Source organism: Treponema sp. Marseille-Q3903, assembly GCF_014334335.1.
In the GTDB taxonomy this organism is placed as follows: Bacteria; Spirochaetota; Spirochaetia; order Treponematales; family Treponemataceae; genus Treponema_D.
This window is the reverse complement of record NZ_JACSEU010000001.1, coordinates 862557-880147: the sequence shown is the minus strand read 5'-3', so window position 1 is coordinate 880147 and position 17591 is coordinate 862557. Positions and strand designations below refer to the sequence as shown.

Here is a 17591-nt window from a genome sequence, read left to right as displayed (position 1 = left end):
ACGCCAACCGATTATTCTCTTCACTTTTTTTTGACATTATTTCCATTTTTGTCATCTTGACATTATCGGCACCATTTAATATCATATTGAAGATAAAATTAAACGAGGTTGTTTATGGAATATAATATTGAAAAACAGCATGCAAAGGGCAAACTTCACGCAATTGAACGTATAAATGCTCTGTGCGATAAAGACACATTTGTTGAAACATACCAAGGTGTAAAACACAACTGCACAAGTTTTGGCATGGATAAAAAAGACATCCCTTATGATGGCGTAATAACAGGATTCGGGAAAATCAACGGTCGCAAAGTTGCCGTATATGCTCAGGATTTTACAATTCAAGGTGGTTCACTTGGACATATGCACGGTCGCAAAATTGCGGACCTTACTAAGATGGCAATCGATGCGCGCTGTCCTGTGATTGGGATCAACGATTCGGGTGGAGCACGTATTCAAGAAGGTGTTGAAGCGCTCGGCGGTTACGGCAATGTGTTCAATCAGAATGTCCGTGCATCAGGTGCAATTCCGCAGATTTCTATCATTGCAGGACCATGTGCAGGAGGAGCTGTTTATTCACCGGGAATCACAGATTTTATCTTCACTGTAGACAAAGTAACTCAGATGTTCATCACCGGTCCTAAAGTAGTAAAATCAGTTATGTATATGGATATATCTGCTGAAGATCTCGGTGGAGCTGCTATTCACGCACAAAAGTCAGGAGTTTCTCACTTCCGCTGTGACAATGAAAAAGACTGCTACGAAACTGTCCGTAAACTTCTTGATTATATTCCTCACTACTTTGGAGACAATCTTCCTTCTAAAGAATTCAAATTCAACGCTAAAAAAGCAGAAAAAAAGATCAACGAAATCTTGCCTGAGAATCCACGACAAGGATACGATGTTCGAGACGTTATCAACTGTGTGATCGATGATGATTCATTTCTCGAAGTCATGAAAGAATTTGCGATTAACTGCGTTGTCGGATTTGCAAAAATTGAAGGGCGCACTGTCGGCGTTGTTGCAAACAATCCTAAGGGAGTCGGCGGTGTTCTCGACTGCGATGCATCGGACAAAATCGCTCGTTTTATCCGCTACTGTGACTCATTCGATATTCCACTTCTGACATTTGTAGATGTACCGGGATTTATACCGGGTCCTCAGGAAGAGCAAAAAGGTATTATCAGACACGGCGCAAAAGTTATCTACGCTTACTCAGAGGCAACTGTACCAAAACTCACAGTTATTCTCAGAAAAGCATACGGCGGAGCATATATCGCTATGTGTTCAAAACACTTAGGTGCTGATTTTGTCTACGCATGGCCATGTGCGGAAATTGCAGTTATGGGAGCTGATGGAGCTATCGAAATTCTGTATGCAAAAGAACTGAAAGACCCTGCAAAAGCTCAGGAAGTTGAAGCGGCAGCAGCAAAATACAAAAATGAAATAATGACTCCGAACATAGCTGCGGAACGCGGTTATATCACTGAAATAATTAAACCTGAAGACACTCGCAAACGAATAACTGCAAGCTTTGATTTTCTTGAAACAAAGATTTTTACAAACAAGCCATTGAAAAAACATGGAAACATTCCGCTTTAATGTGAACGAGCATTGTGAGTAAAGTTTCAGATAAATCAGGACTTTACCCCAATCTTTACCATTTTATGTAGGCAGCCTGAACTGTAAATACATCAGGTTTGCCTGCAAGACTTGTTTCTCGACGGTTAGAACCGTATAAACAGTCTTTAGAACAGCAGGTGCAATCTTGATGGACAAAGATATTTTCCATCAAAACGCCTGCTTTTTTTATTATCGCGATATTTGCTTTTTCCAAACTCAGCCTGTACAATTTTCCACCGCCGTTATTCCACGCAACTTTAACAGATTGCTCAAATGACAGCGGCTCAACACAATCAGGCGTAAAATTCTCTGAAAAATAAGTAGCACGCTCTTGATTTACAATATAACAGCAAGAACGGATATGTGGTCCCATCGCAATACAAAAATTTTCCGCTTTTACGCCATATTTTTTTTTGGCAAGATTGATTGCGTCCACAACAATTCCTGTCCCTTTCCACCCTGAATGCACAATTCCAAAAACTCCTGTCACTGGCTCATATAGATAGATCGGCATACAATCTGCAACTGTGACTGTCGGAATGAGATTTTTATCTTTTGTGATTATTCCGTCTCCCACAAGTCCTTTTGTATCGATTGCAGAATGCACATCGTAGACTGTGTGAGTGTGATTCAATTCGACGGGTACAAATATTTTGTTTCCTGACTGCCTTTCAATTGAAGAAAGAATCTCCTCCCTGTGATGATTTGGAGTCTCCCATCTAAACTTCATTGAACCGGCGGCGCGCAAAGTCATGCAACAGACAGGAGCATTTGCAAAACATTTTAAGTCTGTTGTTCTTTCAAGTGGGAGACCATTTTTTATAAACGGAAATTCAATATAATCGATATTTTTTTTCATCAATTTTTCTTCAATGCCCCGATATTTTATCAACTTTTCACTGATTTTTTCCATGCAAGTTTGGCATCTAAATAGTTTATCGGATAAATATAGTAAAGGAAGTACTGATTAAAGCAATATAAACACTGATTAATTAATATTCGAATTAATCAATGTTTACCAAACTCAATCTTTACCGACAGCATCTAGCGGTTCAAGCTCGGAAACATAATAAACAGCTCTTTGAATTTCGCCCCTGACTTGCTGAACGCGATCTCTCCACTCTCTGTTGCCGTGACCTTTAATCATATTGATATTCTGCAAACCGTCGTGAGTGCCATCTTTTGTATCGTCAAAAATACCGTGAAGACAACTTTCGAGCATACGAGCGCCTTTTAAAAACTTTGAAACTGAGTCACGAATTTCTGACTCTGTCGTGTTCATCATATTATCAATTTGATTTTGGACTTGAAATGAACGAACCTTGTTTGATGAAAAATCTTCAAACATCTTACCATATTCGCCGCTTTTCGAAAGCCTTTCATTTATCTCTCGAGTCTGATTTATCGCTTGAGAAAACAAATTTAGACCTTCCACATATTCAACACGATTCTCATCTAAAATAAAAATTCCTTCAAGCATCAGCTGATTTAGATAATTGATCGCATTGTCGTAGAGTTCTTCGCTGAACCACGAAAGAAATCCGCCTGTAAGCTCGCATGCAAAAGGAACTCGCAACCACATGTCGTTCCAAGGTCTGTTCGGCATAACAGGAAATTCGTTGAGCGCAAAGTCGTCTTTTAGATATGCAATTAAGGTATTCTTTTTTTGCTCACGAATCCAATCATTCCAGCGAAAATCAATAATCTTGCGCCAATGGCTGCGGAAACTCGGAAACCAAGCCTCAGCACCTTCAATATTCTTTGGAGTCCAGTCATAGTCCGAATTGATGATTTTGCCGACTTTCAGGACAGGTACGCCTGAGATAAACATCTGGATAACTGTAAAGCTCTGATTTGCTTTTGCAAGAAATTCCTTTATCGTCCGTTCAATATCTTTTTCCTGAGCGTTTTTTGTCATATTTTTTTTCTGTGAAAAAAGGAGAAGCGCTTCGAGGACTTCGTTTTGTACAGAATAAACGTTAGAAAAAACAGCGGCAAAAGCTTCAAAATCAGTCTGCGCATTCCGATAAGGGCAAGTGTAGACATTGCCGGCAAAATTAGTGAATTGCGAAGTGAAATGGATGTACGGCAGGCGGGCAAATTGTTTGAGCCAATTTACACTGCTGACTGCGTAGTAAAGTGCCGATTTATCTTTCCCGTCTATTCCTTTCAAGATTTCGTCGAGTTTTTTTAATAAGCTTGTTTTTACATCTGGAGTCGGTTCAACAGAAAAGTCGAGAGTTGTAAAAGGGTCAGCCTTTGCGTTGATTGTCTCTACAAGCTGCGGTGTCACAAAAGAGCTTAAAAAAACATAAAAATCGCCGGGAGAATCTTCTATCATGTTAAAATAAGGTTTAAAGAAATCAGCTGCGTCTTTTAAGTTTTTAATATGCTGATAAAAAATCGAATCGAGAACTCTTGATGAATGATTTACAATGCCGGGATAATTTCTGTTGACGGTGTGCGCAATTCTTGCAATAACATCGGCGTTATAAAGTTTTTCAGGATTTTGCTTTTGAAATATGCTCCTGAGCCACAAAAAAAATTTGTACAAAAAAGACTCATCTCTATAAAGCAGATGAAGGGAAATGCTTTTTTCCGGTTGTGTTTCAGTCTCCACAAACTGAACTGCGGGAGCTGCTGACTTGTTTATCCTGTCCAGCATTGATACGCGATCTTCTGTACTGAGACCGGCAACAAGTTTATCAAATGCACCTCGTTTTTCGTCTGTTACCATACTAGATATTATCGGCAAAAAGAAGCCATATCTTGTGTCGATTACATAAAAAAAATAAATGGCACCGACGGGAGTTGAGCAAGCCAATCATCGAAGAATCGTTAAAAAAACAAGCCGTAAGGGTTGTTTTAGAGTCTTCCTCAAAATCGGCTCGTTGCGAGATTCATCGAGCAAACCAATCATCGAAGAATCGTTAAAAAACAAGCCATAAGGGTTGTTTTAGATTCTTCCTCCAAATCGGCTCGTTGCGAGATTCATCGAGCAAGCCAATCATCGAAGAATCGTTAAAAAACAAGCCGAAAGGGTTGTTTTAGATTCTTCCTCCAAATCGGCTCGTTGCGAGATTCATCGAGCAAGCCAATCATCGAAGAATCGTTAAAAAACAAGCCGAAAGGGTTGTTTTAGATTCTTCCTCCAAACCGGCTCGTTGCGAGATTTATCGAGCAAGCAAAAATAAATAGCCCCGACGGGAGTTGAACCAGCCTACCATCGAAGAATCGTTAAAAAACAAGCCGTAAGGGTTGTTTTAGATTCTTCCTCCAAACCGGCTCGTTGCGAGATTTATCGAGCAAGTAAAAATAAATAGCCCCGACGGGAGTTGAACCAGCCTACCATCGAAGAATCGTTAAAAAACAAGCCGTAAGGGTTGTTTTAGATTCTTCCTCAAAACCGGCTCGTTGCGAGATTTATCGAGCAAGCAAAAATAAATAGCCCCGACGGGAGTTGAACCCGTCTCTCCGCCTTGAGAGGGCGACGAACTAAACCGATATTCGACGGGGCCGTTTTTAAACTTATTCAATTCGCTCAACCCGAGCAACTGGCACTCCAAACTCGAGCATAGAGCAAAATAAAAAAGCTGAACCATCACTGATTCAGCTTGAGTTCCCCAAGGAGGATTCGAACCCCCACAGTCAGAACCAGAATCTGAAGTGCTACCATTACACAATCGGGGAATAAGTGAATATCAATATAATGATTAATATTTGTTCTGTCAATAGACTTTCACCCATTTCCCTGAATTTGCAATTTCAGACTATTTTTTAGATTTCGATTTTCCGGCAGATTTTGGAGCCGGTTTCTTCGATTCTCTTGGAGCTTTTGGAACTGTTGTGTCAACAACTGAGTTGTCGTCGTTAGCTAATTCCGAACGCACATAAGAATCGGCTTTCCAATCGTTTATCCATGTTTTTCCGTCGAGACAATAACGGAACTGATATGACTTGTTTGTTTCAAGCTGTTTCTTTACTGAAAAAGAACCATCAGGATCTTTTTTCATAGGAATAGATGTTGTATCCCAACTATTGAAGTCGCCTACGAGGAATACTTTTTCTGCACCTGCAGATGCTTCTGAATTAACTGTAAACACAACTGTACATTTTTTCCCATCTGCAGAGAATGTTTTCTTCAATGACATAGCCTTTCTCCTTTATTTTTAATAATGCTTTTGAACTTTATCTATTAAGTTAATATTAGCTCTATATCTGAAGAAAAGCAAGCATTTGATTTTTTTCCTATAATAAAAATCAAACTTTTTTTGCCATAAATAAATAACTCAGTATTTTATCGGACATCGCTGTCAAAATGTTCCCTCTTTTCAGGTTTCTGTCTGCAACAAGAGGAATTTCATCAAGGATATATTCTCCGACAGTTATCAAAATGCTGCCGTATTGCTCACCTTGCGTAACAGCGCCCCAGCAATAATCAGGCAGTTTTACGGAAATTTTTACTTCGTCTAAATTTTCTGCCATATTTTTCCCTGTTACAAATGGAATTGTCGCAGTCGAATCTGAATATGCAGGCACAAGCGAAATCATTTTTTCTTTGGAATTAAAAGAAAAAACAAGATAAGGATGAACTTTTAAACCAAGCTGATAATCAGCAAACGTTCTGAACGCCCATTCCATAAGCTCCGTTCCGTCATGAACGCGTCCTGCTTGCCCTTGCATTTGATTGTTGCCGGGTCCTTTCATAGTGACGCTCAAAAAACGTGTTCCATTGCGAACGGCAGTCAAAGCAAGGTTGTATCCGCTTTCGTCAATATATCCTGTCTTAAGTCCGTCGCAGCCTTCAAGCTTTCCAAGAAGAGGATTTGTGTTTTCCTGCGTGACAGGCATAGTGATTCTTTTTGGAATTCCATTTGAAAAATCCTGACTCTGCAATTTGTCTCCGGGAGCAAGGTTGTGTTCTTTTGGATAGCGGAAACTCATGACGCTGTGAAAACGCTTTAAAGATTCAGGATGGCGTTTAAGATAAACTGCTGCGAATGTCGCCATTTCACGGGCAGTCGTCTGATTTTTTTCGCTGTAACCTGAACTTTCGACAAAATGAGTGTTTACAAGTCCGATTTCTTCTGCAACTTTGTTCATTCGCACAACGAAATCTGTCATATTGCCACAAACTGCATAAGCGAGCGCATAAGCTGCATCGTTGCCGGAACATATTGAAAGACCTAGCATCAATTCTTCTAACGTCACTCGTTGTCCTTTACCCAAAAACATGAGTGAACTGCGTGGCGGCATATTACATGCCCAGCATTCAGGCAAAAGAGGAATTTCCTGCTGATAAGAAAGATTTCCGGCACTGACTTCTTCATCAACTATGTACATTGAAAAGAGTTTTGCCATGCTTGCCGGCGGAATAATTCTATCTGCATCTTTTTGATAAATTATATTCCCGTTTGAGACATCTACCACGATTGCCGATTCTGCATATATATCAAGTTGTGGTTTATTTATTTTATATGGGAGATTTTTTAAAATCGAATATCGCTCAGGATAATTTTTTTTCAGATATTCCTGCAAACTTTCACTCTGTTCTTGTGAAAGAGGAATAGCGCTGTTGCACTTTTTAAACTGATATGCGCGGAGCCCTGTGTATGTACAAAAAGAAAGCGCGAGAACTGAAGCTGCGGCAATTATGTGTTTTGTCAGTTTTTTCATATAATGTTATCAGCCAAGACGAGCGCTGCCATTGCCTCTACGACAGGAACAATGCGTGGACAAAGGCAGACGTCGTGGCGTCCTTTTATTTGAAGTGATGTAGTTTCATAAACAGGCTCCCCGTTTTTATCGGTCGAAGTTCGCCTGACAGTCTGCTGAGTTTTGAATATGCTTGGAACCGGTTTTACTGCAACTCTGAATATTATGTCGTTTCCGTTGCTCAATCCGCCGAGTATTCCACCAGCATGATTTGTATTGAACACGGCTTTACCATCTTCTGCATGCATGCAATCGTTGTTTTCACTTCCTGTACTGTCTGCCGATTCAAAACCGTCTCCGATTTCAAATCCTTTTACAGCCCCTATGCAAAACATTGCTTTTGCAAGTTCCGCATCAAGTTTGTCAAAAACAGGTTCTCCAAGCCCTGCTCGGCAACCTTGTATTACACATTCAACAATTCCACCGGCAGAATCACCAGATAAACGAAGCCGTTCTATTCTTTCATTCATCTTTGCAGCAGCTTCATTATCAGGCGCACGAAGATTGTTCTGTTCAATCTGAGAAAAATCTCTTTTTTCTGCCGAAATGCCTGCCGCCTTGATTGTATATGCTGTTATTTTAATTCCATATTTTTTCAAAAGTTCCGATGCGACAGCGCCACCTGCAACTCGTGCAAGAGTTTCTCGACCGCTCGCTCTTCCCCCGCCTCTATAATCACGGCAGCCTTTATATTTTATATCATAACAATAATCGGAATGACCCGGACGAAACGTATTTATAAGGTTTTCATAATCTGACGGATGTTGAGATGTATTTCTGACTTCGAACGCGATCGGGGCACCTGTTGTGCGTCCTTCAAAAACACCTGAAAGGATTTCTACTTCATCGGCTTCTGTTCGTGCCGTAACTGATGCGTTTAATTTGCCGCTGACGTCGACACCCGGTCGCCTTCTGTTCAATGCTGACTGGATAACATCTTTAGAGATTTCAAGACCACTCGGACAGCCATCAATTATACAACCGAGCGCAACTCCATGACTTTCTCCAAATGTTGTCAGCCTAAACTTTTTCCCAAACGTGTTCATACGCTGATTATACCAAATAATCGCACCGATTTCACTACACAAATTTTATCGACTTTTGTGAAATATCACACGGAGATTATCAAAACAAAATCGCGTCATTTGACTTTGTCCTCGCTAAAAAATCAACTCTCTTACTGACATACATCAAAAATATCACTGTTTTCTGACACACAGATTGCCGATAAAAACCAGCGAAAGTTGAAATTATATATAAAATTCATTAGACTGTTTTTCGATATTATAAAATATCCGGAGGCACGTTATGAATATTTTTCGCGGCGCATTCACAGCTTTAATAACTCCAATGAATGCAGACAGTTCTGTCGATTTTGAGGGCTTTCGAAAAAATGTCAAACATCAGCTTCAACAGGGAATTGACGGTCTAGTTCCTCTCGGGACAACAGCCGAAACTCCAACCCTTGATGAAAGACCCGGTTGCGAAGAAGATAAAATCATAGAAATTGTTTTCGAAGAGGTCCGCGCTTTTGAAAAAGCTAAAAATAAAAAAATCCCGATTATTCTTGGAGCAGGTTCTAACAACACAAAAGATGCTGTTATGTATTGTGAACGTGCAAAAAAAGCCGGCGCAGATGCTGCTCTCGTTGTAACTCCTTATTACAACAAACCGTCTGAAGAAGGAATTTATCAACACTTTGCAGCAGTCTCAAAAGTAGGAATCCCTATCATCGTTTACAATATTCAAGGTCGCACAGGATTGAACATTTCTACAGATTTACTAGTGCGCATTGCAGCATTACAAAATATTGCAGGTGTAAAAGAAGCAAGCGGAAACATCGCTCAAATGATGGAAGTTATAGGTCAGGTAAAAAACAAAAACAACGATTTTGCAGTTCTGTCAGGAGACGATGCGCTCACACTTCCCCTGATTGCAGCGGGAGGAGATGGAGTTATATCTGTAGCATCTAATATGATCCCTGCAATAATGCACGATTTGACTCAGGCGGCTCTCGATGGCGACTTTAAAAAAGCGCGTGAGATTCACTACCGACTTGAACCGTTTTTCAAAGCAGAATTCTGCGATGGAAACCCTGCGTCTATAAAATACGCTATGAACGTAAAAGGAATGCCGGCAGGCACTTTGCGTTTGCCACTCGTAGAAGTAAAAGACACAGCAAAAAAGACAATCGAAAATGCCATCAAGGCATGCAATCTATAAAAAAAAAGAAGGTAAATTATGAGTTCTAAGATAAAAGTTGGAGTTTTAGGTGCAACTGGAATGGTTGGTCAGCGTTATATCAAGCTGCTTGAAAATCATCCTTGGTTTGAAGTTACTTATGTTGCAGCATCACCACGCTCTGCCGGCAAACTTTACAAAGACGCTGTTGAAAACCGCTGGCTGATTGGAGAAAACATTCCGAATGGCGTTGCAAATCTTACAGTTGAAGACGCAAACGTCCCAGAAAAAGCACTTGGAAAATGCCAATTTTTGTTCAGCGCGCTTGAGCTACCTAAAAAAGATGATATCAAAAATCTTGAATCGGCATACGCTGCAGAAGGATTACCGATTGTTTCTAATGCTTCTGCAAACCGTTGGACAGAAGACGTTCCAATGCTTGTTCCCGAAATCAACTTTTCGCATCTTGATGTAATAAAAGATCAGAAAAAACATCACGGCTGGGATAAAGGCTTTATAGCTGTAAAACCGAATTGCTCGCTGCAAACATACATGATGCCGATTCACGCCCTCATTCAAGCTGGATATCCGGTAAAGAGAATGATAGTAACTACATTGCAAGCAACATCAGGGGCAGGATACCCCGGAGTTCCGTCTTTTGATATGATAGACAACATTGTTCCGTTTATCGGCGGCGAAGAAGAAAAAACAGAAAAAGAATGCCTGAAAATTCTTGGCACGGTAAGAGATGGAAAAATTGAAAACGCACGGTATCCTGTAGTATCTTCAACTTGTACGCGAGTGCCGGTTGTTGACGGTCACACAGCATGTATTTCCCTTGAGTTTGATTTACCTGATGATAAAAAACCTTCTCTTGAAGAAATCGAAAAAATCTGGACATCGTATTCATCGCTTCCACAGGAACTAAAACTCCCTTCAGCGCCGGAACACCCGATTGTTATACGCCATGAAGAAAATCGTCCACAACCGCGCCGCGACCGCGAGACTGAAAAAGGCATGGCATGCGTCATCGGTCGCCTACGTCGATGCAACGTGTTCGACATAAAATTTGTCGCATTGAGTCACAACACAAAACGCGGAGCAGCTCTCGGGGGCATTCTCAACGCAGAATTGCTCAAGGCTAAAGGCTTTTTTGAATAGATGAGATGAAGAAAAATAATGGCGTCCCGGCTTTAGCCGTCGGCTGTTACGCACTTCGCTCCCGCTCATCCTCTTCGGCTTCGCCTTCGATGGACTGCTTCGCAGGTGCTTCATAGCCTGACGCAAAAAAAAGATTATGAAACAATACGAAGCAGTTGTTCAAACATTAGAAAAACTCGGCGGAGTCGCAACACTTGGACAGCTGAATCAAGAGGTCTTCAAAATAAAAAATTGCAAATGGAATACAAAAACACCTTTTGCATCTATTCGCCGTATTGTTCAGGAAAACAAAGATATCTACAAAATAAAGCCCGGATTATGGGCATTAAAATCACACCAAAAACAGCTGGAACAAAAAGGCATCATTGTTGAAACGGAGAAAAATAAAAACTCAAAAGAAGTAATCGAATTTAATCATTCCTATTACCAAGGGCTGCTTGTTTGTATCGGAAATCTAAAAAAACTTTCTACTTTTGTGCCGAACCAAGATAAGAATAAAATGTTCCTGCATGAAAGACTTGGAGATTTGAGAACATTAAATGATTTACCAAAGTATTCGTATGAAAATCTTGTTTCAAGAAGCTCAACTATTGATGTCATTTGGTTTAATAAACGAAACATGCCAGATTCTTTTTTTGAAGTAGAGCATTCAACTGATATACAGAATTCACTGATGAAATTCAGTGATTTGCAAGATTTTTATACAAGAATGTTTATTGTTGCAGATGAAAAGCGGCATTCGGAATTTGATAAAAAAATTGAATACAGCGCTTTTGAAAATTTACGAAAGGAAAAACGGGTCAAATTTCTAAGCTATTCAGATTTAGAAAGACAATACAGACAGACATTGGAATTACAGTCAGTACAGACTTTAATTTTGTAAAATCACTTCCCCTCTTCTCCCATCTTCCCACCGCTTTATTTCAGCGTAACATACGTTTTTCCAGCTCCTCCATCTTCTGCCAAAGCGTAGCAAAAATCTGCAACGACCGGATTGTGAGAAAGAAAATCCGCGACAGTCTGCTGCAAAATGCCGTCTCCTTTTCCGTGAATAATGCTGAAATGCAAAAAATTATTTAAAACGCACAAGTCAAGCTGATGTTCCATTGCACGGATAGCTTCGTCTGAGTGCATACCGAGCAACTTCAATTCAAACACTGGGCGCTCTGTAAATCCGTTTTTATTATCATCTGCAAGTTCAATCGAGATATCGGGGGTTGCGGCTGCAGAATCTGTTTTTCGCACGAGTTTCAAATCTTTTTCTTTCATCGACATTTTCAGGCTGCCGAACTGCACAAGCCAAGTGCCTTTTCTTGTCTGTTCTAAAAGAATCCCTTCATTTTTTGTCGAAACGTTTATGACAGCGGCGCCTTGCTCAAACGCGAGAGGAAGTTCTAAAGCTGTTGTTTTTCGTTTTTTGTAAAGAGCTTTATCAGTATTTACTTCGCCACTGAAATTTTCTGGAGAAAGCTCAAGTGAAGTCGCATATTTTAGTGCCTCTGTATTGCTCATCTTTTTCTTAGTTTTTTTATTGCTTGAGTATTTTTCATATTTTTCACGTTTTGAAATTTCTTTGTTGAAATCTTCTTCGTCACTGTTTAATTTTTCTTCCTCAAGTTCAATTTTAGAATTCAGCAGCATTGTCTTTTCTGTGATGCTTGAAATATACTGTTTTACACTCAATGTTTTTTCGCGTGTGATTTCGCCTTCTTTTAGCGTCCTGACAAGATTTTCAAGCTGCCTGCGGCTGTGAATTAAAAAATCATTGATTTCCTGCTGTTTTCCTTTTTTGAGGTCATTTTCTTTGCGCCGAAGTTCGAGTTCTTTTTGTTTTAATTTGTCGAGTTTTTCCTGTGCCTCAAAATATTTGCGTTCAGCTTCTTTTTGGATTTTGTTCAATTCAATGTGCTTTCGGTTCAATCCGCGGATAAGCGCTGAAACATCTGCCTGTTCTGTTGCTATGTAATTGCGGGCGGCTTTGCAGATATTTTCGGGAAGTCCGCTTTTTTTTGCAATATCGAGTGCATGGCTTTCTCCCGGAACTCCCATCAAAAGATGATAAGATGGAGACAATGTGCTCTGGTCAAACTCAACTGAGGCATTTATACAACTCTTGTTTGTATATCCGTAATTTTTCAGAATTCCCTGATGTGTCGTCACAAGCACGAATGATTGTTTTTTTATCAGCTCGTCCAAAACTGCCATTGAAATTGCAGTGCCTTCCTGTGGGTCTGTGCCGCTTCCAAGTTCATCGAGCAATATCAGCGTATCAGCTTTTGCGGAATTTACTGCATTTGCAATATTTTTCATGTGCCCGCTGAAAGTAGAAAGGCTCTGGTCGAGTGATTGGTCGTCGCCGATATCTGCATATACATTGCTGAACACGGGAAGACGAGTGCCTTCCGCAGCCGGAATCGGAAAACCAGTCTGATTCAACATCGAAAGCAATGCAAAAGTTTTAAGAGAAACTGTTTTTCCGCCAGTGTTAGGTCCTGTTATGATGAGAACCCTCTTGTCTTCCATAAAACGAATGTCGATTGGGACTGCACTTTCCCCAAGAATCGGATGGCGTGCCTGAAGTAAAAGAGGAGGCTCGCCGATTGCAGGCATTGCATATGAACAGCTGTGAGAAGCTCCCCATCGCTCGGCAGCCTGCGTCGTATCAAAAAGGCACATCAATGGCAGAGCTTGTTTTATAAGCGGAATGGAAGGCTGAAGTTCACCTGTGAGTTCTGTTAGAATTCTTTTTATTACGCTTTGCAGCTCAAATTCTTTTTGAATAAGTTCATTGCTGCACAAGACAGCTTCTTCAGGTTCAACGTAGACTGTCTGTGCAGTCTGGCTGACTTCGTGGATAATTCCTCTGATTCTGTTTTGTAAGCTAGCTTTTACAGCTAAAACCTGACGACCGTTGCGAAGAACAGGTATGTTGCTTTCCAAAACTGATGTGAATTTTGAATCAGATGTAAAACTCTGCATGATTGTCGTGATTTTGTTGTTGAGTGTGGCAATCTGTTTTCGTATTGCGCTTATCTCCGGCAAGTCGCGCATTGTTCCATCAGGGGAAATTATGTGAAAGATTTTTTTTTCAGCATCGCTCAACTCCGGAAGTTGATCTGCCTCAATCGGAAGAAATTTTAAGCCAAGCGCTGTCTTATGAATTGAAATCTGGGCTTTTACATTTTTTACGCTCAAAATAAAATGTCCGAGAGCACGAACATGTTCAATCGAAAGGCAGGCGCCATTTGTTCTGATTATAGGCAAAATCTCATTTACAGGTTCCCACCCATACACCGGGTTTGAATGAGATGCCGCAAAAAAAATGTCCCATTCTCGGCTGAGATTTTTCAGTTTTTCAATTTCTTCATTTTTTTTCAACGGGAGACGGTTTAATAAAGAGGCTTTTCCTTCTTCAGAGACACAAAAATCTGCGACTTGGTCACGGATGCGAAAATAATCGATTTCTGTAAGTGTTTTTTGATTCATAATTTTTTATAAGCACTGTTGTTTTATAAATAAATAAAAATAAATCAATCCGACCACGAACCTGTCCTTATCTCTTCACAGATTCGCATCCAGCTATCAAAACGCTCTTGTGTGATATAGCCGTTTTCGAGTGCTTTGAGGACAGCGCATTCCGGCTCCGAAATGTGCTTGCAGTTTGCTCCGAATTTGCATTTTCCAAGAAATTGATCGAATTCTCGAAAATAAAGCGCAAGTTCATCAGCTTTTATGTCGTCTAAAACAAAACGCCTGATTCCCGGTGTGTCTATGATATTTGCTTTTCTTCCTCGAACGCCTTCGGTGAGAGACTCGTTTAAATTAAGGTGGACTAAAGTTCCTTTTGTAGTAGTGTGACTACCTCGTCCGTATTTTTTAGAGAGGCTTCCTGTGCGCAAAACGCAATTGTTATCCATCACATTTATTAAACTTGATTTTCCAACACCAGACTGCCCAACAAAAGCGGAAAGTTTATCTTCAAGAATTTCAGCAAACTCTGTCATTCCCTCACCTGTTCTGGCAGAAAGCCGCAACACTTTATAGCCCAAATCTTCCCAAATATTCAGCCGGCGTTCTATCATTTCAAAATCTTCAGCTCTGCCGTCTGCCTGCATCTGTTGAGCTAAGTCCCATTTGTTGCAGACAATAACCGGTGTAATTCCCTGATGCTCAGCCTGCGCGAGTGCACGATCGATAAAACGAGGACGAAACGGAGGCTCCTCAGGGGTGGTAACTAAAATCAGATAATCGAGATTGCTTGCGATAAGCTGAGGACAATTTCCTTTTACATTATAACGAAGAAATGTATTTTTTCTAGGATGGATGAGAGTTACCTGACCTTTGGCATCGTCAAGTTCATCGATTGCAATTTCAACAACATCGCCTGGTGCTATAGGATTGTAAAACGTCTTGTCTGTTTTTATAACCTTACCTTTTATAGTGCAATTTCTTATAACATCATCTTCGCATTCAACTGTAAAAAGGTTATTTGTACCGGCAATAACTGTACCTGTCAAAGTTTTATCCCCTCTATAAAAAGTCAACGAGAAAATATCAATTTTCGACTTGACTTTTTACGCATATTCGCAATGAAATGAGAATATGCTCTCTATAATCAAGTTTGCAGAACAAACATAGCTCAAACTTAGTACAAGCTTAGTGCAAACTTGCAGATAAAACTTTGACACCATCTCTGTCAAAGTTTTATCACTCCTATAAAAAGTCAACGAGAAAATATCAATTTTCGACTTGACTTTTTACGCATATTCGCAATGAAATGAGAATATGCTCTCTATAATCAAGTTTGCAGAATAAACATAGTGCAAACTTAGTACAAGCTTAGTGCAAACTTGAAGATAAAACTTTGACACCATCTCTGTCAAAGTTTTATCCCCTCTATAAAAAGTCAACGAGAAAATATCAATTTTCGACTTGACTTTTTACGCATATTCGCAATGAAATGAGAATATGCTCTCTATAATCAAGTTTGCAGAATAAACATAGTGCAAACTTGCAGATAAAACTTTGACACCATCTCCGTCAAAGTTTTATCCCTTTTATATCCTCTGTTTTCTGCCTACATTTTACATTTTTTCGAGGTATGGAACAAGCACAAGTTTCATTGCGTTCTTAATTACCTGCAACGTGCATTCCGCCAGATAAAGGCGAGCACCAGCGAGTTTTGCGTTTTCTGCATTTACGATGGAACATGTCTGATAGAATTTGCTGAAATCTTTTGCAGTTTCATAGACGTAAGCGGCAACAGTGCTCGGGTCAAGATTTTCGGCAGCTTTTTCTACGATCGATGGAAAGTCGCCGATATTTTTTATCAACGCCCATTCGTCCTCATTTGTAAGAAGAGCAACAGCGGCGTCGCTTGAATCTGACTTAATTCCGGCTTCATTTGCTTTAGCGAGGATCGAATTGATGCGAGCTCCCATATATTGCAAGTAAGGTCCCGTGTTTCCGTTAAAACTCAAACTCTCTGAAGGATTAAAGAGCATATCTTTTGCAGGAGTAGCTTGAAGCATGTAGTAATGAAGAGCCCCAATTGCAACCTTTTCTGCTACATCGTCGGCATCTACGTCGCCATCACGACCGCGTTCTTTGATTGCCTTAAGAGCATCTGCATGAAGCGAATCTATCAAATCATCGGCATCGACGATAGTGCCTTCACGGCTTTTCATGCGTCCGCTTGGAAGGTTTACAAGACCGTAAGACAGATGATAGAGTTTTTCTGCCCATTCAAAACCGAGCTTTTTTAAGATGTAAAACAAAATCTTAAAATGGTAATTTTGTTCACTGGCAACAACGTATACAAGCTGATTGAAAGGCCAGTCGTCATGGCGGCTTATCGCAGTTCCGATATCCTGCGTGATATACACTGAAGTTCCATCTTTTCTCAAAAGAACTTTTTCGTGATTATCTTCGTCTTTCCCTTTGCCGACTACGTCAGTCACGTCTATGCGGACAGAACCGTCTTCAGCCTTAAAGAAAATCCCCTTTTCAAGACCTTTTAAAATCTGATCTTTTCCTTTTATGTAAGTGTCGCTTTCAAAATAATATTTTTCAAAGCCGACGCCGGTGCGGGCATAAGTTTCTTTTATACCCTCAAAAGTCCATTCGTTCATCTTTGTCCACAGTGCTCTGATTTCAGGGTTTCCTGACTCCCACTTGATAAGCATTTCTTCGGCTTGTTGTGCGGCTTCCGGATGGGCAGTTTCCGGCTTGTCTTTTTCGCCTTTAAGCCATCTGTCAAATTCAACATAGCATTGTCCTACAAAATGGTCACCTTTCATCCCCAAAGATTCTGGAGTATCACCTTTTGATTCATGAAACATTTTGTAGGCAAGCATCGATTTACATATATGAATGCCGCGGTTGTTGATGATATTCACTCTGTATACATCCGCACCGGCAGCTTTGAGAATCCTGCTTACAGATTCGCCAAGCGCATCGTTACGGATATGCCCGAGATGAAGAGGTTTGTTCGTATTTGGCGAAGAATATTCTACCATTACGCGGCGTCCCTCAAGAGGCTTTTTCCCTTCTTGATTGAAAGAACCGTAATTTTCCCCCTGTTCTGCAACTGCTTTTAAAATCGGAGACGCAGCAAACGCCTTGTCGAGCTTGATATTTACGTAAGGGCCTGCCGCAATAACTTTTCCAAGTTTACATTCTTTTATCAAGGAAGCAACTTCAGAAGCAATCGCAGGAGGAGCCATGCGGGAAGGTTTAGCAAAAATGAACATCGGAACTCCAATATCGCCGAGTTCCTGATTTGGGGCATTTTGAACAACAATCTTTTCAAGCAGCCCGTCTTCGATTTCAATTCCTTTTTCTGCAAAAAATGTTTTTACCGCTTTTGAAATAATTTCCCTAAATTCTGTCTTTGAGTCTGCCATAGTAAT

12 protein-coding genes and 2 tRNA genes are annotated in these 17591 nt (G+C 40.4%); 4 read left to right on the top strand and 10 right to left on the bottom strand.

What is annotated here, in order from left to right:
* The first annotated feature begins 114 nt into the window (after positions 1 to 114).
* Positions 115 to 1602, top strand: coding sequence for an acyl-CoA carboxylase subunit beta (locus H9I37_RS04040; protein ID WP_187381186.1), 1488 nt, complete (start codon positions 115 to 117; stop codon positions 1600 to 1602).
* 55 nt (positions 1603 to 1657) lie between these two features.
* Here the strand turns inward: H9I37_RS04040 and H9I37_RS04035 are convergent, their stop codons facing one another.
* The 7 genes from H9I37_RS04035 to aroC all read right to left on the bottom strand — a co-directional run bounded on the left by H9I37_RS04035 (position 1658) and on the right by aroC (position 8384).
* Positions 1658 to 2536 carry a purine nucleoside phosphorylase YfiH/LACC1 family protein gene (locus tag H9I37_RS04035; RefSeq protein ID WP_187381185.1) on the bottom strand — a complete coding sequence of 293 codons (879 nt, stop codon included), beginning with the start codon at positions 2534 to 2536 and terminating at the stop codon, positions 1658 to 1660.
* Between the two features lie 111 nt (positions 2537 to 2647).
* Entirely contained in the window at positions 2648 to 4360 is a 1713-nt protein-coding gene (locus H9I37_RS04030) for a DUF5312 family protein (RefSeq protein ID WP_187381184.1), read from the bottom strand.
* 708 nt (positions 4361 to 5068) lie between these two features.
* Positions 5069 to 5141 (bottom strand) — tRNA-Glu (locus H9I37_RS04025).
* 101 nt (positions 5142 to 5242) lie between these two features.
* Positions 5243 to 5313 (bottom strand) — tRNA-Gln (locus tag H9I37_RS04020).
* A gap of 80 nt (positions 5314 to 5393) precedes the next feature.
* Positions 5394 to 5774 carry an isoamylase early set domain-containing protein gene (locus H9I37_RS04015; protein ID WP_187381183.1) on the bottom strand — a complete coding sequence of 127 codons (381 nt, stop codon included), beginning with the start codon at positions 5772 to 5774 and terminating at the stop codon, positions 5394 to 5396.
* A gap of 109 nt (positions 5775 to 5883) precedes the next feature.
* Positions 5884 to 7299 (bottom strand): D-alanyl-D-alanine carboxypeptidase family protein, encoded by a 1416-nt coding sequence (locus H9I37_RS04010; protein WP_187381182.1) that lies wholly within the window; start codon positions 7297 to 7299, stop codon positions 5884 to 5886.
* On the bottom strand, positions 7296 to 8384 hold the full coding sequence (gene aroC, locus H9I37_RS04005; RefSeq protein ID WP_187381181.1) for a chorismate synthase: 1089 nt from the start codon (positions 8382 to 8384) through the stop codon (positions 7296 to 7298). The genes H9I37_RS04010 and aroC overlap by 4 nt, the downstream gene beginning before the upstream one ends.
* 262 nt (positions 8385 to 8646) lie before the next feature.
* On the opposite strand from aroC, the gene dapA reads away from it, so the two are divergent.
* From dapA to H9I37_RS03990, 3 genes are all read left to right on the top strand, one after another.
* On the top strand, positions 8647 to 9561 hold the full coding sequence (dapA, locus tag H9I37_RS04000; protein ID WP_187381180.1) for a 4-hydroxy-tetrahydrodipicolinate synthase: 915 nt from the start codon (positions 8647 to 8649) through the stop codon (positions 9559 to 9561).
* 18 nt (positions 9562 to 9579) lie between these two features.
* Entirely contained in the window at positions 9580 to 10680 is a 1101-nt protein-coding gene (gene asd / locus H9I37_RS03995) for an aspartate-semialdehyde dehydrogenase (protein ID WP_187381179.1), read from the top strand.
* A gap of 136 nt (positions 10681 to 10816) precedes the next feature.
* On the top strand, positions 10817 to 11563 hold the full coding sequence (locus H9I37_RS03990) for a hypothetical protein (protein WP_187381178.1): 747 nt from the start codon (positions 10817 to 10819) through the stop codon (positions 11561 to 11563).
* 35 nt (positions 11564 to 11598) lie between these two features.
* On the opposite strand, the gene H9I37_RS11390 is transcribed toward H9I37_RS03990, so the two are convergent.
* The 3 genes from H9I37_RS11390 to argS form a co-directional block, all read right to left on the bottom strand.
* Entirely contained in the window at positions 11599 to 14166 is a 2568-nt protein-coding gene (locus tag H9I37_RS11390) for an endonuclease MutS2 (RefSeq protein WP_222864176.1), read from the bottom strand.
* A gap of 44 nt (positions 14167 to 14210) precedes the next feature.
* Positions 14211 to 15197, bottom strand: a complete 987-nt coding sequence (gene rsgA, locus H9I37_RS03980) for a ribosome small subunit-dependent GTPase A (RefSeq protein WP_187381177.1) — start codon at positions 15195 to 15197, stop codon at positions 14211 to 14213.
* 567 nt (positions 15198 to 15764) lie between these two features.
* Positions 15765 to 17585 (bottom strand): arginine--tRNA ligase, encoded by a 1821-nt coding sequence (argS, locus tag H9I37_RS03975; RefSeq protein WP_187381176.1) that lies wholly within the window; start codon positions 17583 to 17585, stop codon positions 15765 to 15767.
* Between the last annotated feature and the right edge of the window lie 6 nt (positions 17586 to 17591).